This is a genomic window from Cupriavidus sp. UYPR2.512 (assembly GCF_000379565.1).
GTDB lineage: Bacteria > Pseudomonadota > Gammaproteobacteria > Burkholderiales > Burkholderiaceae > Cupriavidus.
This window is the reverse complement of record NZ_KB902876.1, coordinates 64,712-88,441: the sequence shown is the minus strand read 5'-3', so window position 1 is coordinate 88,441 and position 23,730 is coordinate 64,712. Positions and strand designations below refer to the sequence as shown.

The following is a 23,730-nucleotide window of genomic DNA, read 5'->3' as shown; positions in this document are numbered from 1 at the left end:
GGCATGACTGAGCTTTCCACGCCCGCCGCAAGTGAAGCGGCACCCGCCACCGCCCCCGTGCCGGAGGCCGTGCGCACGCCCTGGACCGAGTTCTGGCGCAAATTCCGCAAGCAGCACCTGGCGCTTGGCGCCGGCGCGTTCGTGCTGGTGCTGGTGGTGATTGCCATCGTGGCGCCGCATATCGTGCCGTACGACCCGGAGAACTTCTTCGACTACGACGCGCTCAACGCCGGCCCGTCGGCCGCGCACTGGATGGGAGTCGATTCGCTCGGACGCGATATCTTCAGCCGCATTCTGGCCGGCGCGCGCATCTCGCTGGCAGCGGGCTTCCTGTCGGTGATCATCGGCGCGCTGATCGGCACCGTGCTGGGCCTGCTGGCGGGCTACTACGAAGGCTGGTGGGACCGCATCGTGATGCGCATTTCCGACGTGCTCTTCGCCTTCCCGGGCATCCTGCTGGCGATCGGCATCGTGGCGATCCTCGGCAACGGCATGACCAACGTGATCTTCGCCGTGGCCATCTTCAGCATCCCCGCGTTCGCGCGGCTGGTGCGCGGCAATACGCTGATGCTCAAGCGGCTGACCTACATCGAGGCTGCGCGCAGCATCGGCGCGTCGGACTGGACCATCCTGATGCGGCATATCCTGCCGGGCACGGTGTCGTCGATCGTGGTGTATTTCTCGATGCGCATCGGCACCTCGATCATTACCGCGGCCAGCCTGTCGTTCCTGGGGCTGGGTGCGCAGCCGCCGACGCCGGAGTGGGGCGCGATGCTCAACGAAGCCCGCGCCGACATGGTGACCGCGCCGCACGTGGCGATCTTCCCGAGCCTGGCTATCTTCCTGACCGTGCTGGCCTTCAACCTCCTGGGCGACGGCCTGCGCGACGCGCTCGACCCCAAGATCGACCGCCGCTGAACATGACCGGATCGACAACGGGCGTGCCGCGTGTCGGCAACCTGCCGGCAGGTCCGCTGGACAGCATTGCCGACGTGGCCGGCGTGACGGTCGGCCATTGCACGCTGGCGGATGGCGCCGTGCAGACCGGCGTCACCGTGATCCGTGCGCATGGCGGCGATCCCTACCGTGACAAGGTGCCCGCCGCGGCCACCGTGCTCAACGGCTTTGGCAAGAGCATCGGACTGGTGCAGGTGGACGAACTGGGCGTGCTGGAAACGCCGCTGGCGCTGACCAATACCTTTTCGGTCGGCGCGGTGGCGCAGGCGCAGATCCGCGCGGCGGTGGCGGCCAATCCGGAGATCGGCCGCGCGCTGCCGACAGTCAATCCGCTGGTGTTCGAGTGCAATGACGGCTACCTGAACGATATCCAGCGCATGGCGGTGGAGGGCAGCCACTATGAGGCGGCCCTGGCCGCTGCCGGCCATGACGTTGCGCAGGGCGCGGTCGGCGCCGGGCGCGGCATGTCGGCATTCGGCGTCAAGGGCGGTATCGGCGCCGCTTCACGCCTGGCCGGTGGCTATCGCGTGAGCGCGCTGGTGCTGGCCAATTTTGGCACGCCGGAATCGTTGACCGTGGCTGGCCGGCTGGTCGGTCCGGAACTGGTGCAGCGCCTGGCGCAGCCCGACGCGGCGGCGCAACCGGAAAAAGGATCGATCATCATGATCGTCGCCACTGACGCTGCGCTGGACGCGCGCCAGCTGCGCCGGCTGTCGCTGCGCGCCGGCGCCGGGCTGGCGCGTACCGGCTCGGTGTTCGGGCATGGCTCGGGCGATATCGCACTCGCGTTCTCGACCGCGTATACCGTGCCCCACGACGCCGCCCGGCCGATGCCCGCCGTCGCCATGCTGCATGAAACCCGACTCGACCCGCTGTTCCGCGCCGCGGCCGACAGCGTCGAGCAAGCTATCCTGCATGCCCTGTGGCATGCCGCACCGGTGCAGGGCCGCGATGGCCACGGCCGGCGCGCACTGCTGGACGTGATGCCCGAACTGGGCCGGACCGCCTGATGAAGATCCTTGTTTCCACTGATATCGAAGGCGTGGCTGGCGTCTTCCACGCCGAACAGACGCGCCCCGGCAACGGCGAATACGAACGCGCCCGGGCCTGGATGACCGGCGAAGCCAATGCTGCGGTCGAAGGCGCCTTTGCCGGCGGGGCCACCGAGGTGCTGGTCAACGATTCGCACGGCGGCTTCCGCAACCTGTTGCCGGACCAGCTCGATCCGCGCGCGCGGGTGGTACTGGGCAAGCCGCGCTACCTTGGCATGATGGCCGGGGTAGAGGCCGGTGTCGAAGGCGTGCTGATGATCGGCTACCACGGCCGCGCCCAGAGCCGCGGCGTGCTGGCGCACACCATCAACAGCGGCGCCTTTGCGCGGGTCTGGCTCAACGGCAAGGAACTGGGCGAGGCGGGCCTGTACGCCGCGCTGGCCGGCGAGTTTGGTGCGCCGGTGCTGATGGCCAGCGGCGATGATGTCTTCGTGCAGGAAACCCATGCGCTGATGCCGTGGGTGCGCTATGTCGAGACCAAATCCGCGGGCGGTTTCGGCAGCGGCACCTCGCTGTCGCCGGCGGCGGCGCGCGAGGCCATTGCCGCGGCGGCGGCAGCCGCGGTGCGCGAACGCGCGCAGGCGCAATGCCTGCGCATCGCCGCACCGGTGACTTGCACCCTGCAGACCCTGACGCCCGCGCACGCAGACCTCTTCTGCCAGTGGCCGACGCTGGAGCGCCGCGACGGCGTGGCGCTGTCCTTCCAGGCCGACTCGGTCCAGGCCGCGGTGCGCATGCTGAACTGCCTGTCGGCGATGTCGTTCATGCTGAAGTAGGGCAGGGCAGATTGACCGGGGCGATCGCGCAGATCGGCGACAATGGCGGGTCTAGCAATACAGGCATGACCCGCATCGCATGACCCAGGCAAACAACGGGGGCTGGATCCCCTTGCGCAAGGACTTCGTCGACCCCGCCACGCGCTGCCATGCGCGGGGCGCGAGCCGCCGCCACCATGGCTTTCCGGCCGGCCAGGCTTATATCCTGCGCGACGCCGCAGGGCATGAATATCCCTTTGGCGACGACTGCGCGCGCGCCGCGGTGCCGCATCCGGGCCTGCTGCTGCAGGTGCCGGACTACACCGAGCGCGATGTGGTGCCGCGCATGGCCTTGCCCGAGGCAGCGCCCCCCGCCCGCCGGCGCGATCCCGCCCAGGCGCTGGCCGCCGAGCGTGCCGCCGCGATCCGCTACCTGGTGCTGCGCATGGAGAAGGTGGCCGCAGTGCCGCGCGTGCAGCCGACAGTGCGCTTCCCGGCGCTTGAGGGCGTCTACGAGCAGTACCAGCGCACCGGCGACATCGGCATGGCGCAGGTGCGCCGCATCCTGGCGATCGAGCGCAGCCCGGCCACGCCGCCGCGGCTGCGCGTCACCAACCTGCTGGACGTCTATACCGCGCATGTCAAGCTGGAATGGCTGATCGCGGGGTCCAACAGCGTCGACAACATCCGCTTCCTGCGCAGCCTGCACGACTGGCTGGCCCGTCACCTGGTGCTGACCGCCGGCCAGCTGGCCGCGGCCGGGATCGAGATGCATCCGCAGGCGTTCACCTCGCCCGGCATCTGGGGCCCAGGGACGGAGCCCGCGCCGGCATCGCCCGGGTATTCATCCGGATCGGTGTTCTAGCGGCGGGTGGCAAGACCTGCGGATTTGGCGTCTAATGCCTGCATCGCATCCGCCGGTCACGCCATGAGCCATTTTTCTCGCAGCTACGCCGAAGCCCGCCAGAAGTTCCTTGACGCCGCGCGCACGGCGGGGGCCGCGCTGGCGCAGTTCCCGCATCCGACCAAGCGCGGCAGTGCCGGCGAGGACCTGGCGATCGACGTGGCGCTGGCCGGCCCGGCCGACGCCCGCCGCTGCCTGATGGTGACCTCGGGCACGCACGGCGCCGAGGGCTTTGCCGGCTCCGGCGCGCAGGTGACGATGCTGCACGACGCCGCGCTGCTTGCCGATTGCGCCGCCGCCGACACCAGCCTGCTGCTGGTGCATGCGGTCAATCCTTACGGTTTTTCCCACCTGCGCCGGGTCAACGAGGACAACGTCGACCTGAACCGCAATTTCATGGACTTCACGCAGCCGCTGCCGCACAACGAGGCCTATGCCGAGATCGCGCCGCTGCTGGTGCCGGCGCAATGGCCGCCGTCCGACGCCGACCAGGCGCAGCTGATGAAGGCCGTGGCCGAGCGCGGCATGCCGTGGTACCAGGCCGCGGTCAGCCGCGGCCAGTACCAGGACCCGGGCGGCATGTTCTACGGCGGCGACAAGGCCACCTGGAGCAACTACACGCTGTGCCGCATCCTGGCGCGCTTCGGCGCCGGGCGCGAGGCGCTGCGCTGGATCGACGTCCATACCGGGCTGGGCCCCTGGGGCTATGGCGAGCCCATCCACATGGGCCCGGACACGCCGCAGTCGCTCACGCGCACGCGCGCGATCTGGGGCGGGCGGGTGACCTCGATCTACGATGGCTCGTCGACCTCGGCCAACCTCACCGGGCTGGCCTGGCACGCGGTGCTGCAGACCCTGCCCACGACGGACTATGCCGGCATCGCGCTTGAGTTCGGCACGCTGCCGGTGGGCGAGGTGCTGGAGGCGCTGCGCGGCGACCACTGGCTGCACCAGCACCCGGAAGCCGACGAAAACCAGCGCGCGCTGGTCCGCCAGGCGATGTGGCGTGCCTTCTACGGTGATGCCGACGACTGGCGCGACGGCGTGGTGGCGCAGGTGACCGACGCAGTGCGGGACACCATTGCCTCCGCCTAGCCGGCGCTGGCAGCAAGCGCCTTCTGGTAATGTCTCGAGGTTGGCGCTAGAGTGCTGAGCCAGGCACTGGCGCCATGCCTTGGCCGGCACGTGCAGCAGCCGGGCCGCAGTCAGAAAATAACCAAGAACAAGACGGAAGAGGTCGGGGCGGGCCGGGGCGCATGATCCTGCGCGTCGCCGCGGCCTGGCGCACGGCGTCGCTTCCGGCATCAGCTCGGCAGGGAGGCCGGTGCGATGACCCTCTATGAACTGAAGCCCAGGTTCCAAACCTGGTTGCGCCCCATGGTGCTAGACCTGGCGCAGCGCGGCGTGACTGCCAACCAGGTGACGCTGGCCGCCACGGCCGGCTCCCTGGCGGTGGGCGTGCTGGCCACGCTGGGCATGCTGGTGGCCCAGACCCCGGCGCTGTACCTGCTGTTTCCCCTGTGGTTGTTCCTGCGCATGGCGCTCAACGCCGTCGACGGCATGCTGGCGCGCGAGCACGGCCAGCAGAGCGTGCTGGGTGCCTACCTGAACGAGCTTGGCGACATTGCCTCGGACCTGGCGCTGATCCTGCCGCTGGCCGCGCTGCCGGGCTTCAGCCTGGGCCAGGTCGGCACCTTCGCGCTGCTGGCGGTGATCGTCGAGGCCGCCGGGCTGATCGGCCCGCAGGCCGGGGCCAGCCGGCGCTACGACGGCCCGCTGGGCAAGAGCGACCGCGCCTTCGCGGTCGGCGCGGTCGCGCTGTGGGCCGGTGTTGGCCTGGGCTTTGGCGCGGCCGGCAGCTGGCTGTGGCTGGTGCTGTCGCTGCTGTCGCTGTTCACGATTGCCAACCGGGTGCGCCGCGGTGTCGCCGAGGCCCAGTCCCGCACTGCGGAGTAGCGAGATGGACCGGCCGTCGACCCGCCAGCCGCAAGCGCGGCACTTCGAGACCCACGACCGCCAGACGCTGTTCTATCGGCACTGGCCGGCCGTGGAGGGCCCGGCGCGCGGCGCCGTGGTGTTGTTCCATCGCGGCCATGAGCATTCCGGCCGGGTCGCCCACCTGGCCGACGAGCTGAACCTGCCCGGCTACGACATCTTTGCCTGGGATGCGCGCGGGCACGGCAATTCGCCCGGCGAGCGCGGCTACAGCCCCAGCCTGGCTGACTCGGTGCGCGATATCCAGACCTTCACCACCCATATCGCCGAGGTCCACGGCATCCCGCCGGAACGCACTGCAGTGATCGCGCAGAGCGTGGGCGCGGTGCTGGCCGCCACCTGGGTGCACGACTACGCGCCGCCGATCCGCGCGCTGGTGCTTGCTTCGCCGGCGTTCAAGGTCAAGCTCTATGTACCGTTTGCGCGGCCGGGGCTGAAGCTGATGCAGCGCCTGCGCGGCAAGTTCTTCGTCAACAGCTACGTCAAGGCCAGATTCCTCACGCACGATCCAGAGCGGATCGCCAGCTACGACAGCGATCCGCTGATCACGCGCGCGATCGCGGTCAATATCCTGCTGGACCTGTACCAGACCGCGGAGCGCATCGTGGCCGATGCCGCGGCGATCACGGTGCCGACGCAGCTGCTGATCTCCGGCGCCGACTGGGTCGTGCATCGCGGGCCGCAGGACCGCTTCTATGAGCGCCTGGGTTCGCGCACCAAGGAGCGCATCGTGCTGGACGGCTTCTATCACGACACGCTCGGCGAGCGTGACCGCAAGTTGGCGGTCGACGCCGCGCGCCGCTTTATCCTGCGCGAATTCGACACGCCGTCGGCACCACGCTCGCTGCTGGATGCCGACCAGATCGGCCCGTTCCGCGAGGAATCCGACCGCCTGGCGTCGGCGCCGGCCGGGCTGGCCGCCTGGTACTGGCGCGCGGCGCGGGCTAACCTGAAGCTGGGCGGGATGCTGTCGGACGGGGTGCGGCTGGGCCACCAGACCGGCTTCGATTCGGGCTCGACGCTCGACTACGTTTACCGCAACACGCCGTCGGGCCGCGGCACGCTCGGCCGGCTGGCCGACCGGCAGTACCTGGACGCGATCGGCTGGCGCGGCATCCGCCAGCGCAAGGTGCACGCCGAGGCGTTGATCGCGGAGGCCGTGCGGCGGCTGCGGGCGGCCGGCATGCCGGTGCGCATGGTCGATATCGCCGCCGGGCACGGGCGCTACGTGCTTGAGGCCCTGGGCGCGCTGGATGGCGGCGCGGCCGCGGTCGAGTCGATCCTGTTGCGCGACTACAGCCCGCTGAACGTCGAGCAGGGCCGCGCCCTGATCGCCGCCAAGGGCCTGGCGGACGTGGCCCGCTTCGAGCAGGGCGATGCCTTCGACGGCGACAGCCTGGCGGCGCTGGCACCGGCGCCGACACTGGCGGTGGTCTCCGGCCTGTACGAACTGTTCCCCGACAACGCGATGGTGCGGCGCTCGCTCGATGGCCTGGCGCGCGCGGTGCCGCCCGGCGGCTACCTGGTCTACACCGGCCAGCCCTGGCATCCGCAGCTCGAATTCATTGCGCGCGCGCTCACCAGCCACCGCGCCGGCGCCGCCTGGGTGATGCGCCGCCGCTCGCAGGCCGAGATGGACGAACTGGTGCGGGCCGCGGGCTTCGACAAGGTGACCCAGCGCATCGACCCGTGGGGCATCTTCACCGTCAGCCTGGCGCGCAGGCGCGGCGCATGAGCACAGTGCCGACGGAGGTTGGCGCCGGGGCGCGTCCGGACCCGCCGGCGGGGCAGCGGCCCTGCGGGCTGGCTTGCCTGCTGCTGGCGCTGGCCGGCGCGTTCTTTTTCTCCAGCTACGGCTTTGCCAACTGGCTGGCGAGCCAGCGCGCCAACGTGCCGGCGGTCTATTTCGAATGGGAGCGGGGGATTCCGTTCCTGCCGTGGACCATCCTGCCGTACTGGTCGATCGACCTGCTGTACGGCATCTCCTTTTTCCTGTGGCGCACGCGCGCGACGCTGCTCACGCACGTCAGGCGGCTGGTGCTGGCGCAGCTGGTGTCGGTGGCATGCTTTATCGCCTTCCCGTTGCGCTTCAGCTTTGCCCGGCCTGAGGCCGACGGCCTGCCGGGCCAGCTGTTCACGCTGCTGGGCGGTTTCGACTTGCCGTTCAACCAGGCGCCGTCGCTGCATATCAGCCTGCTGGTGATCCTGTGGGTCGCCTTTGCGGCGCACCTGCGCGGCGGCTGGCGCTGGCTGCTGCACGGCTGGTTTGCGCTGATCGGGGTCTCGGTGCTGACCACCTGGCAGCACCACCTGATCGATGTGCCCACCGGCGCGCTGGTGGGCTGGCTGTGCGTTTACCTGTTCCCGAGGCAACTGCCCGCGGCCGCGGCCGGCGCGCCGGATGCGCGCACGCGCCGGCTGTCACGCCGCTATACCGCGGGCGCGCTGGTGGCGTTGCTGTGCGCGGTGCTGGCGGTAGGTGCGTCGGTGACGCTGGCGTTCCTGCTGCTGTGGGCCGCGCTGGCGCTGGCTTGCGTCGCCCGGATCTACGCGCTGGCCGCGCCGGCGTGGTTCCAGAAGGACCGCGACGGGTCGATAGCGCCGGGCGCGCGCTGGGTGCTGGCGCCTTACCTGCTGGGTGCCTTCCTCAATTCGCGCTGGTGGACGCGGCGCGCGCCGCAGCCCAGTGCCATAGCAGACGGCATCTGGGTTGGCCGCTTCCCGACCCGCGCCGAACTACGCATGATCGGGGCGGACGCAGTGCTCGACCTGACGGCTGAACTGCCGCGCGCAGCCTGTGACCCGTCGCTTGTGTATCGTTGCGTGCCGGTGCTGGACCTGACCGTGCCGACGCCGCAGCAGTTGGACCAGGCCGTGGCTCAACTCGACGCCTGGCACCGGCAGGGCCGCCGCGTGCTGGTCAGCTGCGCGCTCGGCTATTCGCGCAGCGCGTTGGTTGCCGCCGCATGGCTGGCGCGCCGGCAGGGACTGCGCGACGCCGGCGCTGCGCTGGCGGCACTGCGCCAGCATCGCCCGGCGGTGGTGCTCGGGCGCCAACATGCCGAGGCACTGCAACGCTGCCTGGACCGCTCTGCCATGCCGGAGCCCGATGATGGACGCTGAGTTCACGCAACGCACTGATGCCTGGATCGCGCACGCCGTCGCCGGCGCGCTGTCGGGCGCGGTGTGGATCGGCGGGGCCGGGCTGGCTTTCGCCGTAGCCACGGCATGGGCGGGGGTGGCCACGCCGGTCCCGCGCGTGCTCGCGGCCGCGTCGTTGCTGCTGGCGCTGCCCCAGCTCTGGCTGCTGCTGCGCGTTGCCATCGACCGCCGGCTGTTCGATGCGCTCGCGGCCGCGCAGCAAGGCCAGCCCGACCTGGCGGGATTGGATGGCGCGCTGCGCGAACTGGGCTGGATGCCAGCGCAACGCGCCGGCCGCCCGTTGCCGGACCGCGCCCGCGGCGCGCTGCGCCTGGTGCGCGCCAGTGCCGCGCTGACGTTATGCCAGCTGGCCCTGGCCTTGCTGACCCTGATCCTGAGGTAACCAACCATGTGGCTTGCCCGCGCGACCGCGCGCGCCATCATCGTCTTCGCCCGGCTGCTGACCGGCATGCGCGCCAACTGGCAGGGCTGCATCCCCGCCGCGGTGCAGCGCGTCTACTTTGCCAACCACAGCAGCCACGGCGATTTCGTGCTGATCTGGGGCTGCCTGCCGCCCGACCTGCGCACCGTCACGCGCCCGGTGGCCGGTGCCGACTACTGGGAGCGCTCGCCGCTGCGGCGCTTTATCGGCCGCGACGTATTCCACGCGCTGCTGATCGACCGCACCCGCAGCGATCCGGGCAGCGATCCGGTGGCGCTGATGCGCGGCGCGCTGGAGTCCGGCGACTCGCTGATCCTGTTTCCCGAAGGCACGCGCAATACCACTGACGCGCGCCTGTTGCCGTTCAAGAGCGGCATCTACCACCTGGCGCGGGCCTGCCCCGGGCTGGAGTTCGTGCCGGTGTGGATCGACAATCTCAATCGCGTGATGCCCAAGGGCGAAGTCGTGCCGGTGCCGCTGCTGTGCACCGTGACCTTTGGCCAGCCGGTGCTGCTGGCCGCTGAGGACAGCAAGGAAGCCTTCCTTGCCCGCTGCCGCGACGGCCTGATCGCGCTTGCCCCGGAGCTGGAATGACCGCCATGCCCACTTTGCACTGGAGCCCCGAGACCTGGCTGTTGTTCGGCGGCCTGTTCGGCGTGCTGCTGCTGGCCTCCACCGTGACCGCGCTGCTGCGCTGGCGGGTGGCCGGCGGCGGCCAGCACGCGGTGATCGACAACCTGGCGCAGCGCGTCTGGGCCTGGTGGTGGATGATCGGCATCATGGGCGTGGCCTTTGCGCTGGGGCGCACCGCGGTGATCGTGCTGTTCTGGCTGCTGTCGTTCTTCGCGCTGCGCGAGTTCGTTACCATCATCACCACGCGGCGCGGCGACCATCACGCCATCGTCGCCGCCTTCTTCGTGTTCCTGCCGCTGCAGTACGTGCTGGTCTATATCGGCTGGTACGGCATGTTCTCGATCCTGATCCCGGTCTATGCCTTCCTGATCCTGCCGATCCTGGCGGCGCTGTCGTCCGAGACCACGCGCTTCCTGGAGCGCTGCGCCGGGGTGCAGTGGGCGGTGATGGTCTGCGTGTTCTGCATCTCGCATGTGCCGGCACTGCTGACGCTGCCGATCCCGGGCTTCGAAGGCCGCAACCTGCTGCTGATCGCCTTCCTGGTGATCGTGGTGCAGGGCAGCGACGTGCTGCAGTACGTGTGGGGCAAGTTGTGCGGCAGGCACAAGATCGCGCCGCTGCTGTCGCCGTCCAAGACCGTCGAGGGGTTTGTCGGCGGCGTGGCCAGCGCCACCGCGCTGGGCGCGGCGCTGTGGTGGATCACGCCGTTCTCGCCGTGGCAGGCCGGCGCGATTGCGCTGGTGATTGCGCTGATGGGCTTCCTGGGCGGGTTGGTGATGTCGGCGATCAAGCGCGACCGCGGCATCAAGGACTGGGGCCACATGATCCAGGGCCACGGCGGCATGCTGGACCGGCTGGATTCAGTGGTGTTCGCGGCGCCGGTGTTCTTCCATATCACGCGCTACTGGTGGGTGCCCTGAGACCCCCGGCACTCACAACTCCATTTCTTCGCACCACGTCACCACCGCATCGCGGAAGTCCTGGCAGATCGGCGACAGGTAGCCATCGGCGCGCCACAGCACGGCCAGCTCATGCTGCCACGACATGCCCGGCGCCTCGATCGCGGCCAGCCCCTGGCCCTCGGCCTGGCGCAGCATGCGCGGCGGCATGATGCCAAGCAGGTCAGAATGCCGCAGCAGCTCGCCGAAGGCCACCGGCGACGCCGTGCTTTCCACCGCCACGCGCGGCGGCGGCAGCCCGACCGAGGTAAACCGTTCCTCCAGCCACTGGCGCAGGTAGAGCGAGCTGGCCGGCACCACCCAGCGCTCGCCGCTCAGGTCGGCCAGCGTGCGGAAGCTCTCGCGGCGCGGATGCGCGCTGCGGGACACGATCTGCATGCTGAGCGGCCCGAGCGGCAGCCAGGCGATGTCCGGCGGCAGGGTGGACGGGCGAGCGGCCAGGATCAGGTCGGCTTCGCCGTTGTGCAGCATCGCCATCAGGCGCGCGCTCAGGTGGGTCTCGATCGAGAACGTGGCCAGCGGCCGGCTCAGGAAGAAGCGGGCCAGCAGCGGCGACAGCAGCGACGGCAGCAGGTAGGGGATGGCGCCCAGGCGCACCGTGCCGGCGCGCGCCGCGCGTTGCTCGGCCAGTTCGTTGCGCATGTCGCCCGCGGCCAGCGAGATCCGGCGTGCATGGGCGGCCAGGGTGCGGCCCACGCTGGTCGGCACCAGTCCGCGCGGGGTACGCTCGAACAAAGGCATGCCGGCTTCGCCTTCCAGCCGCGCCAGCGTCTTGGACAGGCCGGACTGGGTCATGGCCAGGGTGTCGGCGGCGCGGTGCAGGTTGCCCTGTTCGATGACAACCAGGAAGGCTTCTAAATCCTCGAATCGCATTGGGGGCGTGACGGCGCTGGGGAGGTGCGGGCCATTGTAGCGCCGCGCCACCTGCTCCGGTCACGCGGGTCTTACTGCGGCTCGGGCTGGCGTCAGGCAGTGCAGGAACCCCGCTTCCAGCTCGATGCCGAGCGGCTCGGCGCGCCGCACCAGGTCGACGCCGGCCTCGGTCAGGAACAGGCACACCTGGCGCGCGTCTTCCGTGCTGATCTCGCGCTGCACCAGGTCGCGCTTGACCAGCGCCCCGACCAGCTTGGACGCCAGCGAAGCGCGGGCTGGGGATGAGGGATTTCCCGGGGTAGGGCAATGCGGCACTGCGCCATGCCCGGCAGGACTTGGCCGGCGCCGCGCGGGAATCACGCCGGCCCGGGCGCTGGCCTAGACTGCATTGCATCCCTCGCGCGCCGCACCTGCGGCACCACAGAAGGGAGCCAGCACAGGAGACAAACGATGCAACACCGTTGCGCACGGCTGCGCGCCGCCGTGGCCGCCGTGGCCGCCATGCTGCTGGCGGCCATTCCTGCGGCCGCCGCCGATCCCGCCTCTGCCGAGCCTTACCCGTCGCGGCCGCTGACCATCGTAGTGCCATCGGTGGCGGGCAACGTGAACGACGCCGTGGCGCGGCTGATCGGGCAAGAGCTGACCAAAAGCTGGGGCCAGCCGGTCATCGTCGACAACAAGCCCGGCGCGGGCGCCACCACGGGGACCAAATACGTGGCCAGGGCCGCGAAGGACGGCTACACCGTGCTGCTGACCTTCACCGCGCACGTGCAGAACCCGTCGCTGTACCGCGGCATCGGCTATGACCCGATCACGGACTTCGCGCCGGTGAGCGAGGTGGCGGTCTCGTCGACCATCCTGGCGGTGTCGCCGGACTTCCCGGCGCGCACGCTGCCGGAGGTGGTGGCGCTGCTCAAGGCCAATCCCGGCAAGTACCCGTACGGCTCCTATGGCGCCGGCACGACCGGCCATATTTTGGGCGAGCTGCTCAAGCGCGATGCCGGCCTGCAGGCGGAGCACGTTGCCTACAAGGGCGGCGCGCCGCTGGCTACCGACCTGGCGGCCGGCCATGTGAAGCTGGGCTTTATTGCCGTAGGCACGGCCATGCCGCTGCTGCAGGGTGGCAAGCTGGTGCCGGTGGCGATCGCAGGCACGGAGCGCTCGGCCTTGCTGCCGAAGGTGCCGACCTTCCGCGAATCTGGCTACCAGGGCTTCGAGCCGGATGCGTGGATGGGCCTGCTGTTCCCGGCCGGCGTGCCCAAGGCGCGGGTCGATGCCTTGTCGCGCGAGGTGGCGCGCATCGTGCGCCTGCCGGAGATCGCGAAGAAGATGCAGGACCTGAACCTGGTGCCGATCGGCGGCACGCCGGAGGCCTTCGCCACGGTCATGAAAAACGACCGCGACAAATGGCGCCGCATCATCAGCGATGTCGGCATCACGCTCGAATGACAGGATTGGCGATGCAAGCAGACGATTACCTGGGGCTGGTCTGTTCCCGCTGGTGCCACTGGAGCGAGCTGGCGCTGCAACGCATCCCGCGCCGGCCGCTGGCGCCCGGCCAGGTGCGCATCCGCGTGCGGCACGCTGGCGTGGGGTTTGCGCTGAGCCTGTTCGTGTCCGGCAAGTACCAGCGCAAGCCGCCGCTGCCGTTCACGCCCGGCACCGAGGCCGCGGGCGAAATCATCGAAGTGGCGGCCGGCGTCACGCAACTGCGCCCGGGCCAGCGCGTGGCCGCGGCGCTGGACTGGGGCGGCTTTGCCGAGGAGGTGGTAGCGGCCGCCGATACGGTCTACCCGGTCCCTGAGGGTCTGGACCTGGCGCACGCAGCCGCGCTGCCCGTCACCTACGGCACGGTCTGGGGCGCGCTGGCCTGGCGGGCCGCACTGCAGCCCGGCGACACCATGCTGGTCCATGGCGCCAGCGGCGCGCTCGGCACGGCCGCGGTGCAGGTCGGCCGCCTCATGGGCGCGCGCGTGATCGCCACGGCCAGTACGGAGGCCAAGCGCGAGGCGGCGCTGCGCAATGGCGCGGCGCATGCGTTGCCGTCCGACGCGGCCACGCTGGCTGCATCGGTCAAGGCGCTGTGTCCGGGGGGCGGGGCCGACGTGGTGTTCGACCCGGTCGGCGGCGATCTCTTTGACGCTTCGCTGCGTTGTGCCGCGCCCGGTGCGCGGCTGCTGTCGATCGGCTATGCCAGCGGGCGCATCCCGGAGGTGCCTGCCAACCTGCTGCTGGTGAAAAACCTGGCGCTGATCGGCTTCAACTATGGCTACTACATCGGCTGGGGCCTGACCGACGAACGCCGGCGCTTTGCACCTCGGGTGCAGGCCATGGTGGGCGAGATCATGCAGGCGGCAGCCAGCGGCAGGCTGGCGCCGCCGGTGCTGCAGCACTTCCCGTTGAGCGACTGGCTGAACGCGGTCGACACCACCATGTCGCGCCGCGCCATCGGCAAGGTCATGCTGGATATCTGAATGGAGCGAACCAATGCACCACGCACAAGCGGCGATGGACGATGCCATGCTCGATGGCCTGACCGTGCTGGACTTGAGCCAGGGCATCGCGGGCCCGTACTGCGGACTGATCCTGCGCCAGCAGGGCGCGCGCGTGATCAAGGTGGAGCCGCCGGGCGGCGACTGGTCGCGGCAGATGGGGCGCATCCGGGCGGGCCAGACCGCGATCGCGGTCGCCTGCAACGCGGGCAAGGAGAGCGTGCTGCTTGACGCGCGCAGCGACAGTGGCCGGGCCGCCATCGCCAGCCTGGCAGAGCAGGCCGACGTGGTGATCCAGAACTTCCGCCCCGGCGTGGCCGAACGCATGGGGGTTGGCTATGAGGCCCTGGCCGCGCGCAACCCGGCGCTGGTCTATGTCTCGATCTCGGGCTACGGCCATGCCGGTCCGATGGCGAACATGCCGGCCGTGGACACCACCATGCAGGCCTTCAGCGGGCTGATGCACCTGAACCGCGACGCCGCCGGGCAGCCGCGGCGCATTGCCTTCTACATGGTCGACCTGAGCACCGGGCTCTATGCAGCCCAGCATGCGTCGGCAGCGTTGTACAAGGCGGCGCGCCACGGCCGCGGCCGGCATGTGCGGCTGTCGCTGCTGGAGACCAGCGCCGCATTGCAGTCTTACCTGATGGTGGACCACGCCATGTTCCCCGACGCGGAGCTGGCCGTGGCCAACGCGCCGACCGGGCTGTTCGAGGCGGCCGATGGCCGGCTGTACCTGAGCATGCTCAACGACGCCATGTTCGTGCGCCTGGCAAGGCTGCTGGGCTTCGACGACTGGCTGGCCGATCCGGCGCTGCACACCAGCGCCGGCCGTTTGCCGCGCGCGGCGGAGCTGGGCCGGCGCGTGGCGCAGGCCATTGCCGCACAGCCGCTGGCGCACTGGGAGGCGTTGCTGACCGAGCAAGATGTGCTGTTCGCGCGCGTGGGCCATGCGCGCGACCTGCTGGAGAGCGCGCAATGCGCGCAGGCGGGCGTGTTCGGGCGGCTGCCGCTGGCAGGGATCGGCGAAGTGCCGTGGGCCAACCTGCCAGGCATGGCAGGATCGGAGCGGCCGGCAGGGAATGCGCCGGTGCTGGGCCAGCATACCGAAGCGGTGCTGGCGGAGTTCGGTATCGGCACCTGAAACCGGCGCCGGCAAAGAAAAACGGACGGTGCGCGATGCGTACCGTCCGTGTTCCGTTGTGCGTTGGTAGGCTCGATTGGACTCGAACCAACGACCCCCACCATGTCAAGGTGGTGCTCTAACCAGCTGAGCTACGAGCCTAGCGAAGGCGCGAATTATAGAGACGCGTTTTCGATTGCGCAAGCACCCCCACGAACTTTTTGCGTGGATGCCTGTGTGCGTGTGCCGTGCGCAGCGCGTCAGGCGCCGCTAATGCGGTCGCGCAGTTCGCGCTTGAGCACCTTGCCGATGGCGCTGCGCGGCAGGCTCTCCACCTCATGGATCGCGGCCAGCCGCTGGGTCTTGCCCAGGTGCTCGTTGGCCCAGGCCAGCACGTCCTGCGCCGTGGCGCCGCCGCCGGGGCGCAGCGCGACAAAGGCCACCGGGGTCTCGCCCCAGCGCTCCGACGGCACGCCCACCACCGACACGTCGGCCACCGCCGGGTGTTCGCGCACCACTGCCTCGAGATCGCTTGGGTAGATGTTGAAGCCGCCGGAGATGATCATGTCCTTCTTGCGGTCCATCAGCACCAGGAAGCCGTCTTCGTCAAAGCGGCCGATATCGCCGGTGCGGATAAAGCGCTGGCCCTGCGCGTCGTGCCATTCGGTCTCGGCCGTCTTCCCGGGCTGGTTGTGGTAGCCGTTCATCATCGCGGCCGAGCGGCCCACCACTTCGCCGGTGCTGCCGGGCGGCAGCTCGCGGCCCTCGTCGTCGATGATGCGAACGTCGGCGCCGGTGGCGGGGCGCCCGACGGTATGCAGCTTGTCCGGGAACTGGTCGGCGAACAGCAGGCAGCCGCCGCCGCCTTCGGTCATGCCGTACAACTCCGTCAGCGCACCCGGCCAGCGCCGCAGCACTTCAGCCTTCAGGGCCGGGCTGAATGGCGCGCTGGTGCAGAATTTCTGCCGGAAGGACGACAGGTCATGGCGGTCGAACTCCGGATGCGCCAGCAGCCGCTGGTACTGCACCGGCACCAGCATGGTGTGCGTGACGCGATGCTGCTGCGCCAGTGCCAGATACTGGCCGGCATCGAACCTGGACATCAGGATCGCCGTGCCGCCCAGGCCGATGGTCGGGAAGAAGCTGGCCAGCGTGGTGTTGGAATACAGCGGCGTCGACAGCAGCGTGACCGCATGCGTGCCGTAGCCGGTGGCGGCGCCGCGCGACACATGGGCCCAACGCATGCCGTGCGACTGCACGATGCCCTTGGGGGTGCCGGTGGTGCCGGAGGAATAGATGATGTTGAGCGGCATCTCCGGGCGGATACCGGGCTCCGCCACCGGCGTGCCGGCGGGTGTCAGCCAGGCCTGGTACGGCTGGCCTGCGTCGCTGTCGTCCAGCGTGACGATGGGCGTGGCGGCCAGCCTGTCGCGCACGGGCTGCAGCACGTCGGCCACGGTGGCATCCGTGAACAGGATGCGCGCGCCCGCGTCGGCAACCATGCCGGCCAGGCTGTCCGGCGTGGATGACGGCGCCAGCGGCGCCACCACCACGCCTGCGCGCACCGCGCCCAGGTACACCGCGGCGTATTCGATCGAGGACGACGCGCAGATGGCGATGGCTTCGCCGGGGCGCACGCCGTCGCGGGCCAGCGCCGCGGCAATGCGGTCCATGGCGGCATCGAGACCGGCATAGTCGAGCACGCGCTCGCCATGCATCAGGGCGCGCTGCGCGGGGCGCTGCGTGGCGTGCTCGCGCACGAGCACGGACATGGTGGTGAAGGGGCGTTGGAGCGGGGTCGGTTGGGTCATGTTCGGCAAGGGAATGCGGGTGCCGGCGTGGCGCACCCGAAAAGCAATGATGGATCGAAGCAGACTTACTGGATCTGTGCGCCGGAGTCCTTCACCACCTTGCTCCAGCGGTTGATCTCGGCATCGATATGGGTGCGCAGCGCGGCGGGCGTCGAGCCCACCGGCTCATAGCCGTTGGCGGCCAGCGTGGCCTTCAGTTCGGGCTGGCGCAGCACCGTGGCAATTTCGGTGCTGAGCCGGTCGATCACCGGCTGCGGCGTGCCGGCCGGTGCCAGCACCGCGTACCAGCCGGTGATGCTGATGCCCGGCACGCCGGCCTCGGCCAGCGTCGGCACCTCGGGCGCGACCGCGGCCCGCTGGCTGCCGGTCACGGCCAGTGCGCGCAGCTTGCCGCTCTTTACATGCGGCAGGGTCGTGGAGATGCTGTCGAAGGTCAGCTGGACCTCGCCCGACAGCATCGCCGTCACCACCTGCGCGCTGCCCTTGTAGGGCACGTGGGTCATCTTGATGCCCGCCACGGAATCGAACAACTCGCCCGCCAGGTGGCCGGTATTGCCGTTGCCGGCCGAGGCGAAGGTCAGCTTGCCGGGCGCGGCCTTGGCCTCGGCGATCAGCTCCTTCACATTGGTGGCCTGCAGCGACGGGCTGCCGGCCAGGATCATCGGCAGGTTGGCCACCAGCGACACCGGCGCGAAATCCTTGCGCGTGTCATAGGGCAGCTTGGGGTAGAGGCTGGCATTGATGGCATGGGCGGCCAGCACCATGATCAGCGTGTAGCCGTCGGGCTTGGCCCGCGCCAGCGCCTGGCTGGCAATGGTGCCGCCGGCGCCGGGGCGGTAGTCCAGCACCACTGGCTGGCCCAGGCGCTCCTGCAGCCTGGCTGCGGCGGGGCGCGCCAGCAGGTCGGCGCTGCCGCCCGGCGGATAGGGGATCAACAGCTGGATCGGGCGCGCCGGCCAGCTCTCGGCGCGGGCGCCGGACGGCAAGGCAGGTGCGGCGGCCGTGGCGACCATGGCCGCCAGCCATGCGCGGCGGCCCCAGGCGGGGCGCAATAGGAATGCCATCAGGTCGTCTCCTCGTTATGCCGGCCGCAGGCGCGGCGGTGTCCCTTGTCGCCCGGCGGGCTGGGACGTTGGTGCCACAAACGGTAACGGCGTAAGCCCGCCAGCGGAATTCTTAAATCGATAAGTCTGGCTTTTTGCCGGCGAAGCGGTAAAAGCGGCATCGGTGCGTCGAACCCGTAACCATGGTCAAAATCGTTGTGAACGAGGAGATTTTCGCGCCGGGCCGCGCTTGGAAGCTAAAATCTTTGCAATCAGGGAGATTTATTGATTTTCCAGCCCGCAGACACTAAAGTCTTTGCATTCAAGGAGATTTCTGTGCAACTGACCCTCACCGAACCCGGCGAAATCGGCGCCTTCGTGCGCGCGGCCCGAAAGGCGCAGGGCCTGCGCCAGGACGATGCCGCAGGCGCCATCGGCGTCAGCGAAAACTTCATGGTGCGCGTCGAGAACGGGGCCGAAGGCATTCAGTGGGGCAAGCTGTTCCAGGTGCTGGACGGGCTTGGTCTGCGCGTGGTGGTCGACATGCCCGAGGCCGCGGCCCCGCTGGTGGAGGCCGAACGCGCCAAGCTCGGCCAGCGCCAGGCGCGCAGCCGCAACCGGCGCGCCGCCACGGGAGGTGGCGAGCATGGCTGAGCGGGTCTTGGTGGCCAGTATCAACGGCACGCCGGTGGGCGAACTGCACGAGGCCAGCGATGCCTGGTCGTTCCGCTATGACGCAGCGTGGCTCGGCGATCCGCACGCCTTCGCCCTGAGCCCGGCGCTGCCGCTGCAGACAGGTGCGCTTGTCGATGGCAGCACGCTGCGGCCGGTGCAGTGGTACTTCGACAACCTGTTGCCCGAGGACGGCCAGCGCGCGCTGCTGGCCCGCGATGCCAGCATCCGCAACGAGGCCGATGCCTTTGCCTTGCTGGCGCACTACGGGGCTGAGTCTGCCGGCTCGCTGACGCTGCTGCCGCGCGGCCGCGAGCCGGCCACGGCGCCAGCGCTGCGCCCCTTGAGCGACGCCGCGCTCGACGCCCGCATCCACAGCCTGCCCAGCGTGCCGCTCACGCATGGGGCGGTCAAGCGCATGTCGCTGGCCGGCGCCCAGCACAAGCTCGCGGTGGTGCTGCAGGACGGCGCGCTGTTCGAGCCTGGCGCGGATACGCCATCCACGCACATCCTGAAGCCGACGCACCAGATGCAGGAGATCTATCCGCATTCGGTCATCAACGAGTGGTTCGTGATGTCGCTGGCCGCGCGGCTGAAGCTTGTCGTGCCTTCGGTGCACCGGCGCTATGTGCCGTCGCCGGTTTACCTGGTCGACCGCTTCGACCGCCACCTCACGCCGCAAGGGCAGTGGCAGAGGCTGCATGCGATCGATGCCTGCCAGTTGCTGAACCTGCCGCGCACCTTCAAGTACGACCAGGGCAGCATCGAGCGGCTCGCCGAGCTGGCAACGCTGTGCCGTGCCCCCGCGGTGGCGCGGGCGCGGCTGTTCGACTGGCTGGTGTTCAACATCCTGGTTGGCAACTCCGACGCGCACCTGAAGAACCTGAGCTTCCTGGTGTCCGATGCCGGCATTGCGCTGGCGCCGTTCTATGACCTGCTCAGCGAGGCCGCCTACGCCACCCGCACCTGCGACAAGACCGGCTGGCCGCAGGCGCACCGCTTTGCCTGGCCGGTGCTGGGCGTCGAGTTCTATGGCGATTTCTCGCGGGCGCTGGTGCTCGAGTCAGGGCGCGCGCTGGGTATGACCAGCGTGACCGCCGGGCGGCGGCTGGATGCGATGCTGCGCGGCGTCGGGCCGGCAGCGCAGGCGCTCTACGAACAGGCCGAGCAGCAGAACGCCGCCATGGCGCGCGAGCGCCCGGCGCTGACCGGCGGGTTTGCCGGCGAACTGGCTTGCCTGCGCGTGATCCGCTTCACCATCATTGCCGATATGGTGCGGGCGCTGTCCGGTGCCTGAAGCCAGCTATCGGCTGGTGGGATGCGGCGGGCTGAAGAAGTAGGGCACCAGCGCGGCGGCGATCAGCACGGCCGCCGACAGGAAGATCGCCGCATAGGTGGACGGCAGCGGCCAGCCGCGCATATGGCCGGCATTGGCGATCAAGCCAAAAGCCCATGACGTCAGCGCCGATCCCAGGAACACGAAGGTATTGAGCAGACCCAGCCCGCGCCCGCGCTGCGACGGGGGGATCAGCCCGCGGCCCTGTGCCATCACCAGCGGGTGCAGCATGCCGATGGTCGACAGCAGCGCCATCATCGCCACGCCATAGCCGATGCCGTTGTCCGGCCACAGCGCCAGCAAGATCGCACCTGCCATGGCAAAGCACGACCAGCCGGCGATGGTGCCCTTGAGCGTACTGCGCCGGACCAGTACCGGCAGCAGGAAGGCGGTCAGGAAGCCGGCCACGCTGAGCAGCGTCAGGGCCACGCCGCGCGGCGCCGAGCCCAGGCCGAACACGTCGGCCAGATAGGGTCCGCTCCAGGCGTTGCGGAAGGCGGTGCCGGCGGCCATTGCCGCGCACATCGGGATCAGCGTCCACAGCGGCGCCAGCTTCAGCAGTTGCGTGCTTTCCGACAGCATTGACGGCCACGACGCGCTGCGCGCCTCGGCATGGCCCTGGTCGCGCACGAAGCGCCACACGCCATAGCAGGCCGCCACCATGCCCAGCGCCGATACCGCCATCGACGGGCGCCAGCCGATCAGCGAGATGGCCCAGCCCAGCGGCGCCGTGGCGCACAGCGCGCCGATCATGCCCATGGCATTGGAGCGGCTGACCACGCGGGTGTAGTCGCGCTCGGACAATTGCTCGGAGGCGAAATGCAGCAGGCCCATGAACACCGGCGCGCACGCCAGCCCCAGTCCCACCTGCGCCAGCGTGGCCGCCGCGCCGTTGGGCGCCAGCACGAACAGGATCGACGACACCGCGCCCACCGCCAGCAGCAGCGCGGTAGGCCGGCCCACGCCGTATCGGTCGAAGGCAATACCCACCGGGATTTGCGCCACCGCAAAGGCGAGGAAGAACGACGAAGACAGCGCCCCGAAGCCCGCCGGCGACAGCCCGAAATCATGCTGCAGCTCGGGCACCATCACCGCGAGGCACGAGCGGAAGAACTGGCTGAGGGCAAAAGCGAACGTCAGCAGGGCGATGCCGCGCGCGGCGTGCGCTGCCGGAGCATGGGCGGGCAGGGCGTCGGGCGATGCGGGGAGGCGGGTGTTGCTGGGGGTCACGGCTTCAGGGTTCGCCGCCGCAATGGCTGCGGGGCGAAGGCGCTGTGGTTGGCGGGTATCTGCAGCGAGTGTAGAGCGGGCGCGGTATTCATGGCCGGGGGATGGCCGGTGTTCGCCCAGTTTGCGCGTGGTGGCAGTTGAATGGTTTGTCCAAGGCGGCGTGGCATCACAGACCAGAGGCCGGCTCCCTCTCACCTCAGTGGGAGAGGGGAGCAAACAATGGCCCGGATCAATTACCCCGGCAGCGCGTCGTACGTCAGCAAAAACACCTGCTCATCCCCCGCGCTGACCGGCAGCCAGACGATTTCCAGCTCCGGGAACGCCGCTTCCACGTTGGCGTGCTCGTTGCCGATCTCCACCACCAGCACGCCGCCCGGGTTCAGGTGCGCCTTGGCGCCGGCGATGATCCGCCGCACCACGTCCATGCCGTCGTCGCCGCCGGCCAGGGCGATGCGCGGCTCGGCCAGGTATTCCGGCGGCAGCGCCTGCATCGAGCCTTCGTTGACGTAGGGCGGATTGGTCAGGATCACGTCGTAGGTGGCGCCATGCGGCAGCGGCGCGTACAGGTCGCCCTCATACAGCCGGATGCGGTCGTCCATCTTGTAGTCGGCCACGTTGCGGCGGGCCACGGCGAGCGCGTCGGGCGAGATGTCTACGGCGTCGATCTTCGCGTTCGGCCAGACGTGCGCGGCCACGATCGGCAGGCAGCCGGAACCGGTGCACAGCTCCAGCACCTGACCGATGCTGTCGGTCTCGCCGACCCAGGGCTCCAGCCCGTCCTGCAGCAGTTCGCCGATAAAGCTGCGCGGCACGATCACGCGTGAATCGACGTAGAAGCGCAGGCCGTGCATGAAGGCCTCGTGCGTGATGTAGGCGGCCGGCACGCGCTCATTGACGCGGCGGTCGATGACCTTGAGCACGGCATCGACTTCCTCGGGCAGCAGGCGCGCGTCCAGGAAGGGATCGAGCGTGTCGAGCGGCAGGCTCAGCGTATGCAGCACCAGGTAGGCGGCTTCGTCATAGGCATTGGCGCTGCCGTGGCCGAAGGACAGGCGCGCGGCGGTAAAGCGCGAGACTGCGAGACGCAGCAGGTCGCGCACGGTGCGCAGGGGAGAGGGCGTTGCCATGTATGGGTGTCTTTCGGCGAAAAAAATCAGGCGACGAGACGTTCCAGCACGCCGCGGTAAACGTTCTTCAGCGGCTCGATGAAGCGCACTTCAACGTGCTCGTCGATCTTGTGGATGCTGGCGTTGGGCGGGCCGAACTCGATCACCTGCGGGCAGATCCTGGCGATAAAGCGTCCGTCGGAAGTGCCGCCGGTGGTCGACAGCTCGGTCTTGACGCCGGTCTCGGCCTCGATCGCCGACGACAGTGCGTCGGACAGCTCGCCGCGCGGGGTCAGGAAGGGTTCGCCGCCCAGGGTCCAGTCCAGCGCGTATTCCAGCTGGTGGCGGTCCAGGATTGCATGCACGCGCGCCTTCAGGCCTTCAGGCGTGCTGGCGGTCGAGAAGCGGAAGTTGAAGTCGATGGTGACGTGGCCCGGGATCACGTTGGTGGCGCCGGTGCCGCCGTGGATGTTTGACATCTGCCAGCTGGTCGGCGGGAAGTACTCGTTGCCCTGGTCCCAGACCTCGGCGGCCAGCTCGGCCAGCGCCGGCGCGGCTTCATGGATCGGGTTGCGGCCCAGGTGCGGGTAGGCGATATGGCACTGGATGCCCTTGACCGTGAGCTTGCCCGACAGCGAGCCGCGGCGGCCGTTCTTGACCATGTCGCCAAGCGTGTCGACCGAGGTCGGCTCGCCGATCACGCAGTAGTCCAGGCGTTCGCCGCGCGCGGACAGCGCCTCGACTACCTTGATGGTACCGTCATGCGCGGGGCCTTCTTCATCGCTGGTGATCAGGAAGCCGATCGAGCCGGCATGCGCGGGGTGCGCCTTGACGAACTCTTCCACCGCCACCACGAAGCCGGCGATCGAGGTCTTCATGTCGGCGGCGCCGCGGCCGTACAGCTTGCCGTCGCGGTGCGTCGGCGCAAACGGGTCCGAATGCCACTGCTCCAGCGGGCCGGTCGGCACCACGTCGGTATGGCCGGCAAAGACCAGCAGCTTGCCGTCCTTGCCCTGCGTGCCGCGCCTGACCGCCCACAGGTTGGTCACGCGGAAATCGTCGGGGCCGCTGACGAGCGCTTCGCAGTCGAAGCCGAGCGCCTTCAGGCGGGTTTCCAGGATGGCCTGGCAGCCTTCGTCGGCGGGCGTGACGGAGCGGCGGCGGATCAGGTCTTCGGTGAGGGCGAGGGTGGCGGTCATCGGACTA

Annotated in this window: 23 protein-coding genes and 1 tRNA gene; 16 read left to right on the top strand and 8 right to left on the bottom strand. The window is 69.6% G+C overall.

The features are described from left to right. Positions 1 to 3: 3 nt before the first annotated feature. The 11 genes from gsiD to A3A5_RS0107315 all read left to right on the top strand — a co-directional run bounded on the left by gsiD (position 4) and on the right by A3A5_RS0107315 (position 10,799). The gene (gene gsiD / locus A3A5_RS0107365) at positions 4 to 918 is read left to right on the top strand and encodes a glutathione ABC transporter permease GsiD (RefSeq protein WP_013956996.1); all 915 of its coding nucleotides are present in this window, start codon (positions 4 to 6) and stop codon (positions 916 to 918) included. Between the two features lie 2 nt (positions 919 to 920). Beyond that, positions 921 to 1,967 carry a P1 family peptidase gene (locus tag A3A5_RS0107360; protein WP_018309963.1) on the top strand — a complete coding sequence of 349 codons (1,047 nt, stop codon included), beginning with the start codon at positions 921 to 923 and terminating at the stop codon, positions 1,965 to 1,967. Continuing rightward, on the top strand, positions 1,967 to 2,785 hold the full coding sequence (locus A3A5_RS0107355) for a M55 family metallopeptidase (RefSeq protein WP_018309962.1): 819 nt from the start codon (positions 1,967 to 1,969) through the stop codon (positions 2,783 to 2,785). The genes A3A5_RS0107360 and A3A5_RS0107355 overlap by 1 nt, the downstream gene beginning before the upstream one ends. A gap of 79 nt (positions 2,786 to 2,864) precedes the next feature. After that, the gene (locus A3A5_RS0107350) at positions 2,865 to 3,629 is read left to right on the top strand and encodes a hypothetical protein (protein WP_018309961.1); all 765 of its coding nucleotides are present in this window, start codon (positions 2,865 to 2,867) and stop codon (positions 3,627 to 3,629) included. A 63-nt stretch (positions 3,630 to 3,692) separates the two neighbouring features. Continuing rightward, positions 3,693 to 4,763 (top strand): M14 family metallopeptidase, encoded by a 1,071-nt coding sequence (locus A3A5_RS0107345; protein ID WP_018309960.1) that lies wholly within the window; start codon positions 3,693 to 3,695, stop codon positions 4,761 to 4,763. A gap of 234 nt (positions 4,764 to 4,997) precedes the next feature. Then, positions 4,998 to 5,624, top strand: a complete 627-nt coding sequence (locus A3A5_RS0107340) for a CDP-alcohol phosphatidyltransferase family protein (RefSeq protein WP_026200544.1) — start codon at positions 4,998 to 5,000, stop codon at positions 5,622 to 5,624. Between the two features lie 4 nt (positions 5,625 to 5,628). Continuing rightward, positions 5,629 to 7,398: a bifunctional alpha/beta hydrolase/class I SAM-dependent methyltransferase gene (locus A3A5_RS0107335; protein WP_018309958.1), complete on the top strand. Its 1,770-nt coding sequence runs from the start codon at positions 5,629 to 5,631 to the stop codon at positions 7,396 to 7,398. After that, positions 7,395 to 8,786 carry a phosphatase PAP2/dual specificity phosphatase family protein gene (locus A3A5_RS0107330; RefSeq protein ID WP_018309957.1) on the top strand — a complete coding sequence of 464 codons (1,392 nt, stop codon included), beginning with the start codon at positions 7,395 to 7,397 and terminating at the stop codon, positions 8,784 to 8,786. The genes A3A5_RS0107335 and A3A5_RS0107330 overlap by 4 nt, the downstream gene beginning before the upstream one ends. Further along, entirely contained in the window at positions 8,773 to 9,207 is a 435-nt protein-coding gene (locus A3A5_RS0107325) for a hypothetical protein (RefSeq protein WP_232431284.1), read from the top strand. Before A3A5_RS0107330 ends, A3A5_RS0107325 begins: the two co-directional genes overlap by 14 nt. Before the next feature lie 6 nt (positions 9,208 to 9,213). Next, positions 9,214 to 9,840: a 1-acyl-sn-glycerol-3-phosphate acyltransferase gene (locus A3A5_RS0107320; protein ID WP_018309955.1), complete on the top strand. Its 627-nt coding sequence runs from the start codon at positions 9,214 to 9,216 to the stop codon at positions 9,838 to 9,840. Continuing rightward, positions 9,837 to 10,799, top strand: a complete 963-nt coding sequence (locus A3A5_RS0107315; protein WP_018309954.1) for a phosphatidate cytidylyltransferase — start codon at positions 9,837 to 9,839, stop codon at positions 10,797 to 10,799. Before A3A5_RS0107320 ends, A3A5_RS0107315 begins: the two co-directional genes overlap by 4 nt. A gap of 12 nt (positions 10,800 to 10,811) precedes the next feature. Here A3A5_RS0107315 and A3A5_RS0107310 read toward each other — a convergent pair whose 3' ends face one another. Both A3A5_RS0107310 and A3A5_RS37835 read right to left on the bottom strand, forming a co-directional pair. After that, positions 10,812 to 11,711 (bottom strand): LysR family transcriptional regulator, encoded by a 900-nt coding sequence (locus A3A5_RS0107310; protein WP_018309953.1) that lies wholly within the window; start codon positions 11,709 to 11,711, stop codon positions 10,812 to 10,814. A gap of 60 nt (positions 11,712 to 11,771) precedes the next feature. Continuing rightward, a complete protein-coding gene (locus A3A5_RS37835; RefSeq protein ID WP_018309952.1) occupies positions 11,772 to 12,026 on the bottom strand; it encodes a MarR family winged helix-turn-helix transcriptional regulator in 255 nt (84 codons plus the stop codon). 135 nt (positions 12,027 to 12,161) lie between these two features. Here A3A5_RS37835 and A3A5_RS0107300 point away from each other — a divergent pair, with 135 nt between their 5' ends. Genes A3A5_RS0107300 through A3A5_RS0107290 form a run of 3 tightly spaced genes read left to right on the top strand, consistent with a single transcriptional unit; the run spans position 12,162 to position 15,347 of the window. Further along, on the top strand, positions 12,162 to 13,160 hold the full coding sequence (locus A3A5_RS0107300; protein WP_018309951.1) for a tripartite tricarboxylate transporter substrate binding protein: 999 nt from the start codon (positions 12,162 to 12,164) through the stop codon (positions 13,158 to 13,160). 11 nt (positions 13,161 to 13,171) lie between these two features. Further along, positions 13,172 to 14,185: an NADPH:quinone oxidoreductase family protein gene (locus A3A5_RS0107295; RefSeq protein WP_018309950.1), complete on the top strand. Its 1,014-nt coding sequence runs from the start codon at positions 13,172 to 13,174 to the stop codon at positions 14,183 to 14,185. 13 nt (positions 14,186 to 14,198) lie between these two features. Further along, complete coding sequence (locus A3A5_RS0107290) at positions 14,199 to 15,347, top strand: CaiB/BaiF CoA-transferase family protein (RefSeq protein WP_018309949.1); 1,149 nt, start codon at positions 14,199 to 14,201, stop codon at positions 15,345 to 15,347. Between the two features lie 64 nt (positions 15,348 to 15,411). Here A3A5_RS0107290 and A3A5_RS0107285 read toward each other — a convergent pair. From A3A5_RS0107285 to A3A5_RS0107275, 3 genes are all read right to left on the bottom strand, one after another. Next, positions 15,412 to 15,488: transfer RNA gene (locus A3A5_RS0107285), tRNA-Val, on the bottom strand. A gap of 98 nt (positions 15,489 to 15,586) precedes the next feature. Beyond that, entirely contained in the window at positions 15,587 to 17,137 is a 1,551-nt protein-coding gene (locus A3A5_RS0107280; protein ID WP_018309948.1) for a class I adenylate-forming enzyme family protein, read from the bottom strand. Between the two features lie 65 nt (positions 17,138 to 17,202). Further along, positions 17,203 to 18,201, bottom strand: a complete 999-nt coding sequence (locus A3A5_RS0107275; RefSeq protein ID WP_018309947.1) for a tripartite tricarboxylate transporter substrate binding protein — start codon at positions 18,199 to 18,201, stop codon at positions 17,203 to 17,205. A 315-nt stretch (positions 18,202 to 18,516) separates the two neighbouring features. Here A3A5_RS0107275 and A3A5_RS0107270 point away from each other — a divergent pair, with 315 nt between their 5' ends. Both A3A5_RS0107270 and A3A5_RS0107265 read left to right on the top strand, forming a co-directional pair. After that, positions 18,517 to 18,834 (top strand): helix-turn-helix domain-containing protein, encoded by a 318-nt coding sequence (locus A3A5_RS0107270; protein ID WP_018309946.1) that lies wholly within the window; start codon positions 18,517 to 18,519, stop codon positions 18,832 to 18,834. Further along, positions 18,827 to 20,149 (top strand): HipA domain-containing protein, encoded by a 1,323-nt coding sequence (locus tag A3A5_RS0107265; protein WP_018309945.1) that lies wholly within the window; start codon positions 18,827 to 18,829, stop codon positions 20,147 to 20,149. Before A3A5_RS0107270 ends, A3A5_RS0107265 begins: the two co-directional genes overlap by 8 nt. A 6-nt stretch (positions 20,150 to 20,155) precedes the next feature. On the opposite strand, the gene A3A5_RS0107260 is transcribed toward A3A5_RS0107265, so the two are convergent. From A3A5_RS0107260 to dapE, 3 genes are all read right to left on the bottom strand, one after another. Next, positions 20,156 to 21,418, bottom strand: a complete 1,263-nt coding sequence (locus A3A5_RS0107260) for an MFS transporter (RefSeq protein ID WP_018309944.1) — start codon at positions 21,416 to 21,418, stop codon at positions 20,156 to 20,158. A gap of 233 nt (positions 21,419 to 21,651) precedes the next feature. Beyond that, entirely contained in the window at positions 21,652 to 22,545 is an 894-nt protein-coding gene (gene prmB / locus A3A5_RS0107255) for a 50S ribosomal protein L3 N(5)-glutamine methyltransferase (protein WP_026200543.1), read from the bottom strand. A gap of 26 nt (positions 22,546 to 22,571) precedes the next feature. Next, positions 22,572 to 23,723: a succinyl-diaminopimelate desuccinylase gene (gene dapE / locus A3A5_RS0107250; protein WP_018309942.1), complete on the bottom strand. Its 1,152-nt coding sequence runs from the start codon at positions 23,721 to 23,723 to the stop codon at positions 22,572 to 22,574. Positions 23,724 to 23,730 lie beyond the last annotated feature (7 nt).